9 protein-coding genes are annotated in these 11095 nt (G+C 68.9%); 6 read left to right on the top strand and 3 right to left on the bottom strand.

Going from position 1 to position 11095, the window contains the following annotated elements; all coding sequences use genetic code 11:
- Positions 1-15: 15 nt before the first annotated feature.
- From HW837_RS47270 to HW837_RS47280, 3 genes are all read right to left on the bottom strand, one after another.
- Positions 16-1350, bottom strand: coding sequence for a DUF3533 domain-containing protein (locus tag HW837_RS47270; RefSeq protein ID WP_193382195.1), 1335 nt, complete (start codon positions 1348-1350; stop codon positions 16-18).
- Positions 1347-2471 carry a 4Fe-4S binding protein gene (locus HW837_RS47275; protein ID WP_193382194.1) on the bottom strand — a complete coding sequence of 375 codons (1125 nt, stop codon included), beginning with the start codon at positions 2469-2471 and terminating at the stop codon, positions 1347-1349. Before HW837_RS47275 ends, HW837_RS47270 begins: the two co-directional genes overlap by 4 nt.
- Before the next feature lie 247 nt (positions 2472-2718).
- Positions 2719-3348 carry a TetR/AcrR family transcriptional regulator gene (locus tag HW837_RS47280; RefSeq protein WP_045561711.1) on the bottom strand — a complete coding sequence of 210 codons (630 nt, stop codon included), beginning with the start codon at positions 3346-3348 and terminating at the stop codon, positions 2719-2721.
- A 376-nt stretch (positions 3349-3724) separates the two neighbouring features.
- On the opposite strand from HW837_RS47280, the gene HW837_RS47285 reads away from it, so the two are divergent.
- The 6 genes from HW837_RS47285 (at position 3725) to HW837_RS47310 (ending at position 10944) form a co-directional block, all read left to right on the top strand.
- Positions 3725-5959, top strand: a complete 2235-nt coding sequence (locus tag HW837_RS47285) for an MMPL family transporter (protein WP_093790615.1) — start codon at positions 3725-3727, stop codon at positions 5957-5959.
- Positions 5960-6124: 165 nt separating this feature from the next.
- Positions 6125-6826, top strand: a complete 702-nt coding sequence (locus HW837_RS47290; protein ID WP_045561710.1) for an SDR family oxidoreductase — start codon at positions 6125-6127, stop codon at positions 6824-6826.
- A gap of 105 nt (positions 6827-6931) precedes the next feature.
- A complete protein-coding gene (locus HW837_RS47295) occupies positions 6932-7810 on the top strand; it encodes an alpha/beta fold hydrolase (protein ID WP_093790616.1) in 879 nt (292 codons plus the stop codon).
- 69 nt (positions 7811-7879) lie between these two features.
- On the top strand, positions 7880-8344 hold the full coding sequence (locus HW837_RS47300) for a winged helix-turn-helix transcriptional regulator (protein WP_045561708.1): 465 nt from the start codon (positions 7880-7882) through the stop codon (positions 8342-8344).
- Positions 8345-8585: 241 nt separating this feature from the next.
- A complete protein-coding gene (locus tag HW837_RS47305) occupies positions 8586-9929 on the top strand; it encodes an SCP2 sterol-binding domain-containing protein (RefSeq protein WP_193382193.1) in 1344 nt (447 codons plus the stop codon).
- A 52-nt stretch (positions 9930-9981) separates the two neighbouring features.
- On the top strand, positions 9982-10944 hold the full coding sequence (locus HW837_RS47310) for a PDR/VanB family oxidoreductase (protein WP_045561706.1): 963 nt from the start codon (positions 9982-9984) through the stop codon (positions 10942-10944).
- Positions 10945-11095 lie beyond the last annotated feature (151 nt).

Raw genomic sequence — 11095 nt, forward strand, 5'->3', positions numbered from 1 at the left:
GGGGGGCGACGCCCCTCAGACCGTGACCGCCGGCTTCTCGGGTGCCGTCTCCAACGGGATGCGGTGCAGGCCCTTGCGGTCGTACCAGCTCAGCACGCCGAAGCCGAACAGCACGGCCGCCACGAGGCCGACGCCCATCATGAGCCAGCCCCGGGTCAGGCCCGCGTCGCCCTGCGCGTCGTAGTAGAGGATCGAGCGGATGCCACCGGTGATCTGCCGCAGCGGCTCGAACTCGGCGAGGAAGCGGTAGAAGCCGGGCAGCGCCTCGATGGGGGTGGTGGCTCCCGCCGTCGGCACCGCCATCCCGATGAAGACCAGCGTGACCACCAGCATCCCGGGCGTGCCGAACACGGCGAGGAGGCTGAGCGCGCCGATGCCGGAGACGGCGATGGCGCACACCGAGTACAGCCACAGCAGTGGCAGATGGGAGGCGTCCATGCCCATGATGCCGACCGCGCCGGCCATGACCAGGGTGCCCATCAGTAGCGACAGGGCGGCCATGAGGGTGCTGCTGATGGCGAGGGTCTGGACGCGCGTCGCCCGGATCAGCGGGCGGTGCAGGCGCAGCGGGCCCATGTCGTTGTGGGTGTAGCCGAGGGCGTGGTCGACCTGGCCGCTGATGACGTTGGCGGAGAGCATGCCGACGACGACGAGGGTGAGCGCGTAGTAGAACGCCGTCAGGCCCAGGCCGCTGTGCGGGTCGAGCGGATGCCCGTCCTCGACGGTGACGGCGGCCGGGTCGGCGAGCAGGACGCGTGCCGCGGCGGGCAGGTTCGCCTGCGCGGGCCCGATCTGGGCGGTCAGCTGCCTGCCGACCTGGAGCGAGGCGTTCTCGGCCGCCCGGGTGGTCACCGTCCGGGCCAGGCCGGAGCCCAGACTGCCGGCCGACTGGTTGGTGACCACCGTCAGCGTCGGACGGGCCGGAGTCCCGGCGTTCGCGGTGTCCGTGGCGCTTGTACTGCTCGTGGTGCTCGTGGTGCTTGTCAGTGCGGCGACGGACGAGGTGAAGGGGGCGGGGACGACGAGCGCGCCGAACAGCTTGCCCTCGCCCAGTTCCTCCTTCATCTCCTTCTCGTCCATCACCTTCCAGTCGACCTTGCCGTCCCCCGCGTCGGACTTCTCTATCGACTCGGTGATCCGCGCTCCCAGATTGACCTGCTCGCCACCGACGACGGCTCCCTTGTCGGCGTTGACCAGGCCGACCGGCAGCTTGCTCAGATGACCGGCCGGATCGATGTTGGCGCCGACGTAGAACACGGCGAACAGGAGCGCGAGTACGCCCGTGATGACGCCGTTGGCGATCCACAGCGGTCGGGCGCGCAGGACGCGGAAGGGGTGAATGTCACTCATGACGTACGTTGCTCTCGTTCGGTGGAGGCGGATCGCTTCGCCGGGGGCTGCCAGCCCCCGGTGACTTCCTTGACGGGCTTGTGGGGAAATCGGCGCCGGGCGTACTCCTGCGCGTGCGACCCCGGCAGGACGTACAGCGTTTCCTTCTTGTCCTGGAGCGGTCGCAGCACGGTGTCCATGAACGCCTTCCGGTCGTCCAGGTACGGGCCCAGGACGTCCTCCCCAGCGGGACAGACGGCGAGGCAGTAGCCGGACTTGTAGCCGGGAGGCGAGCTGAGGCTCTGCCACATGGAGGCACTCTCGGAGTCGGTGACCCGGGAGCGGTAGTCGGCGGCGTCCTCGCTGTCGGCCACGGTCTGCGCCCAGTCGGTGAACCCGCTCATGAACTCGCGGTAGTTGTGCGTGGTGCAGGCCAGGCCGTCGAAGGCGCCGTCCTTGGCGATGGCGCCGACCGGGCAGGCCGCGACGCACAACTTGCAGTCGATACAGGGGTTGTAGTCCAGGGCCTGCCCGTACTCGCTCACCTCCGCGTCCACCAGGACGGTGACCAGCAGGACGAAGCTGCCGAACTTCGGATGGATGACGTTGCGGTGCAGTCCCATCACGCCGAGCCCGGCGGCCACCGCGATCGTCTTGTGCGCCACCACCCAGATCCGCTCGCGGGGGAAGCGGTCCATCTCCTGGGGGAAGCCGACGGACGGATTGAGTGCGCGGTACCCGGCGTCCTGGAGTGCCCGGGTGACGCCGCGCGCGGCATGGTTGGCCTGCTCGTCGGCCTGGTGGAACTCCTGGTTGGCCACGCTGCGGGCCGGGGAGCGGCAGTTGTCGCGGTTCATCCGGACCGCCATCGCGATCAGGGTGCGGGTGCCGGGCAGCGCCGACCGCGCGTACTCGCGCTCGCCCGCCAGGTCGGGGTGGTCCAGGCTCACCGCGGCCGCGTCGTCCGCGCCGGCCGCCAGACACAGCTCGCGCAGCCAGGCCGCGTCGATCACCGCCGGGGGCCGCGCCGCGTCACCGGCTCTGCGCCGGGCGAGCACGGCCTGCACCGACGGGTGAGCGGCCAGCTTCGCCGGGAGCCTGGGACTCGGCAGCCGTCCCTCGGCGTCGCGCGCGGCAGTCATCTGTGCTCCTCACGAGGGGGTCGCCGTCGGAACCCGCCCGCCCCGACAACAAGAAACCGATCAGTTTCACCACCGTAAACTGATCAGTTTCCGCACGCAAGTCTGCGTCGCGCGCCACCACGGCCCGCGCGTGCCACCCCGAGCCACCCGTCGGGAGCGCGGCAGGGGGCGCCGAATCTCGCCGCCGAGGCCGCCGCCGAGGACATCACCGAGGCCGCCCGCGGACATCGCACAGGCTCCGGGCGGATCACGTCACCGTCGCGAGTCCCGCAGCCGACTCCTCACTCTCCCGCCACCCCGCCACCAACGCCCGCAGCGCCCGCTCGTAGCAGTCGGCGACCGCGAGCCCCGGCGGCTCGTTGCCGGACAGCACCAGGGAGACCAGGCCGTGGGCCGTGCCCCACACGGACAGGGCGACGACCTCGGCGTCCGAGGCGGAACCGAACTGCCCGGCCTGCTGCCCGCGGCGCACGGCGTCGACGAGGGGCCGATACGTCTCCACGACCTCACGCGGCCCGTCCCCGTCGGACGGGCACTCGGCACCGCGGTCGGAGAAGAGGATGGCGTAGAGGTGCGGGTTGGCCACGGCGTACTCGCGATAGGCCAGCCCGATACGGATCACGTCCCCGGCCGGGTCGGCCGTCGGGCGGACGGCGGCCAGGCGCTCGACGAAGAGGCGCACTGCCTCCTGGTACAGGCTGCCGAGCAGACCGGCCTTGCTGCCGAACAGCGAGTAGACCGCCGTGGTCGAGGTCTTCACGTCCGCCGCGAGCTGCCGCAGGCTCAGCGCGGCCGTGCCCCGTTCGAAAACCGTGGCGGCCGCGCGATGCAGGAGCCGGAGCCGCAGCGATTCGTCATGTGTCTTGGGTCGGGCCATGCCGTAAGCGTATGACAACACCGTTACGAATACACACCGGTACGGCCGCTCAGATGACCGGAAGGAAGAGGAGACCAGGTCAAGCCCTGCGGAAACCGATCGGTTGCGAGCAATCAAAACACTGTTATGGTTCCTCACGTGGTCATCGACCGCCCACTGACGACCACCCCCTGATGGCCGCCCCCTGACGGCCGCCCCCTGACGGCCGCCCCCTGACGAGCGCTCCGACGGCCCGGCCGCACCGGAGGTCATCGCCTCGTTCCCGGCGGAGCGGTTCGCGCCTGCGGCCGACGTCTTCCCGCCCTGGCCGGAGCAGTCCGAGTCACCGGCGCCTGAACCCACAGCAAGCAACAAGAGCACGCGACCAGGAGAATTCATGTTCGAGAAATTCGGGCGTCTGCTGCACCGCAGACGAAAGCCCCTGCTGATACTGACCATGCTGTTCGCCGTCCTGTCCGGCGCCTACGGAGCCGGAGTCTTCGGCTCCCTGACCCCGCTCGGCTTCCAGGACCCCGGCTCGGACAGCGTGCGCGCGGCCCAGCTCGCCGAGAAGGCGTTCCCGCAGCGGACACCGGACGCCGTGATCGTCTACCGGGACGACGACCGAACCGTCGACGACCCGTCCTTCCGGCAGGCGGTCGTCCGGCAGCTGGAGTCCCTGCCGGAGTCGGAGGTGACCGGATACCTGGACTTCTGGACGACGAAGATGCCGGCGCAGGTCAGCCACGACCGCCACGCCACCTACGTCGCCCTGAACCTTCACGGAGACAGCGAGAAGGCCAAGGAGGACGCGTACAAGGCGATCAAGGACAAGATCCCCGCGCCGGGTCTGGAGACCCTCCAGGGCGGGACGGTGCCGACCGGCTATCAGGCCGGGCAGAAGATCGAACACGACCTGAGAGCCGCCGAGATGTTCTCGGCCCCCGTCCTCTTCGTGCTCCTGCTGCTGGTGTTCGGCGGTCTGGCCGCGGCCTTCCTCCCGCTCGTCGTCGGCGTGCTCTCCATCGCGGGCTCCATGGCCGTCCTGCGGCTCATCTCGAACATCACCGACGTCTCCGTGTTCGCCATGAGCCTGGTCACGATCCTGGGGCTCGCGGTCGCCATCGACTACGGCCTGCTGATCGTGAGCCGCTACCGCGAGGAGCTGGAGCGCGGGCACTCGGGCGAGGAGGCGCTCGCGCGCACGCTCGCCACGGCCGGGCGCACCGTGGTGATCTCCGGCGTCACGGTCGCGGTGGCACTGGCCGGCCTGACCCTCTTCCCGTCGACGTTCCTGAAGTCGATGTCGTACGGCGGTGTGGCCGCGGTCCTGCTGTCCGTGCTTTTCTCCCTGGTCGCGCTGCCCGCGGTGCTCGCCGTCCTGGGCCCGAAGGTCAACGCCCTCCCGCTGCGCCGCCGTGGGAAGACCGTGCGCCCGGCGTCGGCGGGCGAGGGTTCCTGGTACCGCTTCGGGCACGGCCTGATGCGGCGGCGGGGATTCGTGGTCGTGGGTGCGGTGGGGCTTCTGCTGGTCCTCGCCCTGCCGTTCTCCAGGATCGAGTTCGGCTCCATCAACGCCCAGCAATTGCCGAGCAGTTCCGAGGGCCGCCAGGTCTTCACCACCATGGAGAAGGACTTCGACAGCGACGCCGTGAAGTCGATCGACTCACTGCTCGTGCTGAAGTCCGACGGCACCTCGAAGGAACAGGGGGCGGCGCTGCGGGCGTACGCCGAGCGGCTCGGCGCGACGGAGGGCGCCACGAGCGCCAGGATCACGGGAGTCGAGGGCGACACGGCTCGCGTGTCGGTCACCTTCGAGGGCGAGGCCGTCTCGACCCATGCGCGCGATCTGGTGAAGCGGCTCAAGGACGTTCCCGAACCGCCGGGCGCCCGGGCGTACTTCGGCGGCGAATCGGCGGTCTACAGCGACACCCTGGACGCCCTCGGCGAGACCCTGCCGTGGATGCTGCTCTACATCGCGGTGATGACGTACATCCTGCTGTTCCTCGCGTTCGGCTCGGTGCTGCTGCCGCTCAAGGCGATCGCGATGAACCTGCTGTCGCTGTCCGCCACCTTCGGCATGCTGGTCTGGGTCTTCCAGGACGGCCATCTGCACCACCTGCTCGGCTTCGATCCGACGGGCAACATCGAGCCCAACATGCCGATCATGCTGTTCGCCCTGATCTTCGGGCTCTCCATGGACTACGAGGTGTTCCTGGTGTCCCGGATGCGGGAGCAGTACGACCACCTGGGCGACAGCACGGAAGCCGTGGCGACCGGGCTCGGGTCCATCGGCCGCCTGGTCGTGAGCGCCGCGGTGCTGATGTGCGTGCCGCTCGCGGCGATCGGGACGAGCGGTGTGCTGACCATCAAGCTGTTCGGCGTCGGCATGGTGTTCGCGGTCCTGACGGACGTACTGATCGTGCGCATCCTGCTGGGAACGGCCGTGATGCGACTGCTGGGCAGGGCTGCCTGGTGGGCACCGGGACCGCTGGCGCGCTTCTACGACCGGTTCGGCATCAAGGAGACCGACACGCCCGCCGCCGGCACCTCGCACGGCACGTCCGACGACGCCTCCGCCAACGCCTCGGATGACGCCTCCGACGAGCGGGTCCCCGCCACTGTGGGCTGACTCCGAGGAGTGAGCACGTCCGCTCGCCCGTGCAACGGCCGCTCCCCCGCGGAACGCACCCGACATCAGCGCACGCGATCTCCCCTTCTGCCGACTTGCGCTTTGGAAACCGATCGGTTTACTGTGTTGGAAACCGGTCGGTTTCTAATGTGTGTGGAGGTAGTCATGACTGCTCTGAAGGGCGCGAGCGTCTTCGTCACCGGCGGCAGCCGGGGTATCGGCAAGGCCCTGGTGGAGGAGCTGTACGCGCGGGGTGCGGGCAAGGTGTACGCCACCGCCCGGGACCCGCGCACGGTGACGCATCCCGACGCCGTGGCGGTGGCGCTGGAGGTGACGGACCCGGCGTCCGTGGCGGCGGCCGCCGCGGAGGCGCAGGATGTCACCGTGCTGATCAACAACGCGGGTGCCGCGGTCGGCGCGTCCTTCCTCGACTCCCCCGTGGAGGACGTGCGCCGGGAGTTCGAGACCAACTTCTACGGCCCGCTGCTGCTCACCCGCGCGTTCGCGCCCGTCATCGAGCGCAACGGCGGCGGCCACATCCTCACCATGCACTCGGTACTGTCCTGGCTGGCGCTGGGCGGCTCCTACAGCGCCTCCAAGGCCGCCCTGTGGTCGCAGACCAACTCCCTGCGCCTGGACCTCGCTCCCCGGGGCATCGCCGTCACCGGCATGCACATGGCCTACGTCGACACCGACCTGGCCGCCGGTACCGACGCACCCAAGTCCGACCCCCGCACCATCGCCGCACTCGCCCTCGACGGCATCGAGACCGGCGCCCACGAGATCCTCGGCGACGACCTCACCCGCCAGGTCAAATCAGGCCTCGCCGGCGACCTCACCGCCCTCTACCCCCAACTCGCCCACTAGGCCCCGCTCCCAACCAACCCAGCAGGGCCCCACCCCCACCTGGCCAACCCGCAGTCAGCCCAGAGAAGACCCACCTGGCCAGCCAGTACAAGGAGAAGCAGAGCCATGCCCGGTCCGGAAGCCCGCCCCACGATCCACATCGCGGGGACCGCCACCCACACTCTCGCCCCGCGCGCGGGACACCACGGCCGGGAGGGAACCCTGCGCTACCTCAAGGCGGGCACCGGCGCCCCTCTGGTGCTGCTGCACACCGTCCGCACCCAGGCCGAACACTTCCGCCATCTCATCCCGCTGGTCGCGGAGCAGTACACGGTGTACGCCCTCGACCTGCCGGGGATGGGCTACTCCGAGATCGTGCCCGGAGCGTCGTACGACGAGCCGGCCATGCGCACCGGCGTCGAACGCCTCCTCACCGAACTCGACCTGCACGACGTGACGTTGCTCGGCGAATCCCTCGGGGCGGTGCTCGCCCTGACCACCGCCGCAGACCTCCCGGCGCGGGTACGACGCGTCGTCGCGGTGAACCCGTACGACTACCGCGGCGGGATCACCCGCTCCAGCCTCCTCGCCCGCATGGTGATCAGCGGGATCACCGCGCCGGGAGTGGGCCCCGTGATCGCCCAGCAGGAGCCCAAGCCCGTTCTTCGCAAGATCCTCCAGGGCGGCGTCGGGGACAAGACCGCCTTCCGCGAGGACTACCTGGACGAGCTGCTCCAGGTGGGCAGGCGCGCCGGCTACCCGACCGTCGCCCGCGCCCTGTACCGGAACATGCCCAGCCTCATCGCCGCCCGCGAGCGGTACCCCGAGGTCAAGGCCCCCGTCCACTTCGTCTACGGGGAGAACGACTGGTCCCGCCCCTCGGACCGGGAAGCCAACAGGAAGCTGCTGCCCACCGCCGCTTTCACACAGGTGCCGGGAGCGGACCACTTCATGGCTCTGGAGAGCCCTGAGGTGCTGGCCGACCTGTTGCTCGCGGGGGCATGAACGCCGTCACCCGTCACCCGCACGGCCGCCCCCTATCAGTTGCGTGACGCAACGTGCTAAATTCGCGGCATGTTGGGCCGAATGTACGACAGTCAGCTGTGCTCCATCGCCCGGACCCTGGAAGTCGTGGGCGAGCGCTGGACCTTGCTGATCATCCGCGATGCGCAGCTCGGCCTGCGCCGTTTCGAGGAGTTCCAGGACAGCCTCGGCATCGCGCGCAACGTACTCACCAACCGCCTTTCCAAGCTGGTCGACGACGGCCTGCTGGAACGGGTCTGCTACCAGGAGCGGCCGGCCCGCTACGAGTACCGCCCGACGGACAAGGCCAGGGACCTGCTCACCGCGCTGCTCGGCCTGATGCACTGGGGCGACGAGCACGCCGCGCATCCGGCCGGGCCTCCGCGCGTCGCGAACCATGTGGGATGCGGAGGCGACGTGCGGGAACAGCTCGTGTGCACCGACTGCGGACACGTGGTGGGCCCGGACGCCGTGGACCTTCTTCCCGGCCCGGCACTCATCGACCAGCCGGCGTGAAGTAGCGGAGCGAGCTTCGCGGTTGCCACTGCCGCAGCCGCTCGGAGTTCCGCCGGCTCCTGCGGCTCGGTGCATACCGGCCACTCAACTCCCCCCTCAGGTGGGCAAGTTGTGGCCGGATTCAGCCGCACACCCAACGAATGACCACACCTTCTCCGTAAGTTGCTTCATGAAACTCACAAGGCTAGTGTGCGAGTTGCTTCATGAAACTTGCAGGCCCAGCACCCTGAGGTGACGCTCGATGGCCAAGAACAAACTCGAAGACCATCCCACCGTCGTTCAAGCCCGCCGGCGCGACCGCACCGCCAACCGGCCCGCCGAGCCACTGGACGCGTCGCGGTTGCGCCAGCTGTGTCTGGACGCGGGCGCGGACGACGTCGGCTTCGTCGAGATCGACCGGACCGACATCGCCGACCAGCGCGAGGACCTGAACGCGGCGCTACCGGGCGTCCGCACGCTGATCAGCATCGTGACCCGCATGAACCGGGAGAACATCCGCACTCCCGCGCGCTCGGTGGCCAATCTGGAGTTCCATCACACGGGCGACCACACCAACGAGATCGGCCGGCACGTGGTGGGCGAGCTGGAGGCGATGGGCGTGCGCGCCATCAATCCCGCGATGGGCTTTCCCATGGAGATGGACAAGTTCCCGAGGAAGGCGTGGGTCGTCTCGCACAAGCCGGTCGCCGTCGCGGCGGGGCTCGGCAAGATGGGTATTCACCGCAACGTCATCCACCCCAAGTTCGGCAACTTCATCCTGCTCGGCACCATCCTCATCGACGCCGAGGTCAGCGAATACACCCGGCCCATCGAGTACAACCCGTGCCTGGAATGCAAGTTGTGCGTGACGGCCTGCCCGACCGGGGCGATCGCCTCCGACGGTCATTTCAACTTCTCCGCCTGCTACACGCACAACTACCGTGAGTTCATGGGCGGCTTCGGCGACTGGGCCGAACAGGTCGCCGAGAGCCGTGACGCCCACGACTACCGTTCGCGGGTCAGCGACAGCGAGAGCGCGTCGATGTGGCAGAGCCTGTCCTTCGGCGCGAACTACAAAGCCGCTTACTGCATGTCGGTCTGCCCGGCCGGCGAAGACGTGATCGGCCCCTGGCTGGACAATCGCAAGGAACATCTGACCCAGGTCGTGCGCCCTCTGATGGACAAGGAGGAGACGGTCTACGTCGTTCCTGGTTCCGACGCGGAACAGCACGTGGCCGACCGGTTCCCCAACAAGCGCACGAAGCATGTGGCGATGAGTCTGCGGGCGAACAGCATCGACGGTCTGGTGGAAGGCCTGCCGCTGATCTTTCAGCGCGAACAGGCCAAGGACATGTCCGCCACCTACCATTTCACCTTCACCGGCGACGAATCCCGGCAGCTCACCGTGACCATCCGCGACCGCGAACTCGATGTCACCGAAGGACATCACGGTGAGCCGGACCTGAGGATCACCGCCGACACCCGCACCTGGCTGCGTTTCCTCGCCAAGCCGTCCATGTTGGCGTGGGCGCTGGTGCGTCGGCAGATCAAGCTGAACGGATCCCCCCGACTGCTGCGCGACTTCGGACGTTGCTTCCCGTCCTGATCGGCCGGGACGACACCTCACCGCATCATCTCCGGAGAAATGAAGGGCGATCATGAGTAATCTCGGCACCGAAGTCGAACTCGATCTCGTGGTGGAACGCAAGGAAACACTGGCCGAAGGTGTCGCGCTGTTGACGCTGCGCCACCCGGAAGGCCGTCCACTGCCGCAATGGCAGCCGGGAGCCCATATCGATCTGATCCTGCGAGCCGATCTGGTCCGGCAGTACTCACTGTGCGGAGACCCGGCGGATCGGTCCCGGTTTCAGGTCGCGGTGCTGCGTGAACCGGAAAGCCGTGGCGGGTCGAGCCACGTCCACGACGTACTCACGGAGGGCGAGTCGGTTCGCGTCCGCGGGCCGCGCAACCACTTTCCGCTCGTGAAGGCCAAGAGCTACCTGTTCATCGCGGGCGGCATCGGCATCACGCCGATTCTGCCGATGCTGGCGGCCGTCAACGCGACCCGCGCCGACTGGCGCCTCGTCTACGGGGGCCGCACCCGAGCCTCGATGGCGTTCGGTGAGACGCTGCGGCGGGCGTACGGGGAGCGGGTGAGCCTGCGGCCGCAGGACGAGTACGGGCTGCTGGACCTGGCCTCGCTCCTGGGCAAGCCGCAACGGAAGACGGCCGTCTACAGCTGCGGCCCGGAACCGCTGCTGGCGGCGGTCGAGGCCGGCTGCGAGAAGTGGCCGAGCGGGTCTCTGCACCTGGAGCGCTTCGCCCCGAAGCAGGACCTCGCGGCCGGGCCGCGGAGCAGCTTCGAGGTCGAACTGGCCCAGTCCGGCAGGAAGCTGCTGGTCTCCGAGGACATGACCGTCCTCGAAGCCGTCGAAGCCGCCGGTGTGCCGGTGCTGACCTCCTGTGAGGAGGGGATCTGCGGGACCTGCGAGACGAAGGTGCTGTCCGGCGAGATCGACCACCGCGACTCGGTCCTGACCGAGCAGGAGCGCGCCGCGGGCGACACCATGATGATCTGCGTCTCCCGGGCGAAGAGCGCCCGCCTGGTCCTCGACGCCTGATCCGCTTCGGGAGTGCTGCGGACGCGTTCACTTCTGGATGCGAGCTTGCCCCCCCGTTATGTTTTCTGCGGTCCTGCAAGAGGGCCGCTGGCCTCCGGTTCCGGCATGACTGTGTCCCCCTGTCGAAGGCATGACCTGGGGGGTGGTGTCA

The sequence above is a fragment of the Streptomyces caniscabiei genome (genome assembly GCF_014930365.1).
Taxonomy (GTDB): Bacteria; Actinomycetota; Actinomycetes; order Streptomycetales; family Streptomycetaceae; genus Streptomyces; species Streptomyces caniscabiei.

Coding starts and splice junctions, on each gene's coding strand:
- HW837_RS47270 (WP_193382195.1), bottom strand. CDS start 1,350: ATGAGTGACATTCACCCCTTCCGCGTCCTGCGCGCCCGACCGCTGTGG.
- HW837_RS47275 (WP_193382194.1), bottom strand. CDS start 2,471: ATGACTGCCGCGCGCGACGCCGAGGGACGGCTGCCGAGTCCCAGGCTC.
- HW837_RS47305 (WP_193382193.1), top strand. CDS start 8,586: ATGGCCAAGAACAAACTCGAAGACCATCCCACCGTCGTTCAAGCCCGC.
- HW837_RS47290 (WP_045561710.1), top strand. CDS start 6,125: ATGACTGCTCTGAAGGGCGCGAGCGTCTTCGTCACCGGCGGCAGCCGG.
- HW837_RS47280 (WP_045561711.1), bottom strand. CDS start 3,348: ATGGCCCGACCCAAGACACATGACGAATCGCTGCGGCTCCGGCTCCTG.
- HW837_RS47300 (WP_045561708.1), top strand. CDS start 7,880: ATGTTGGGCCGAATGTACGACAGTCAGCTGTGCTCCATCGCCCGGACC.
- HW837_RS47310 (WP_045561706.1), top strand. CDS start 9,982: ATGAGTAATCTCGGCACCGAAGTCGAACTCGATCTCGTGGTGGAACGC.
- HW837_RS47295 (WP_093790616.1), top strand. CDS start 6,932: ATGCCCGGTCCGGAAGCCCGCCCCACGATCCACATCGCGGGGACCGCC.
- HW837_RS47285 (WP_093790615.1), top strand. CDS start 3,725: ATGTTCGAGAAATTCGGGCGTCTGCTGCACCGCAGACGAAAGCCCCTG.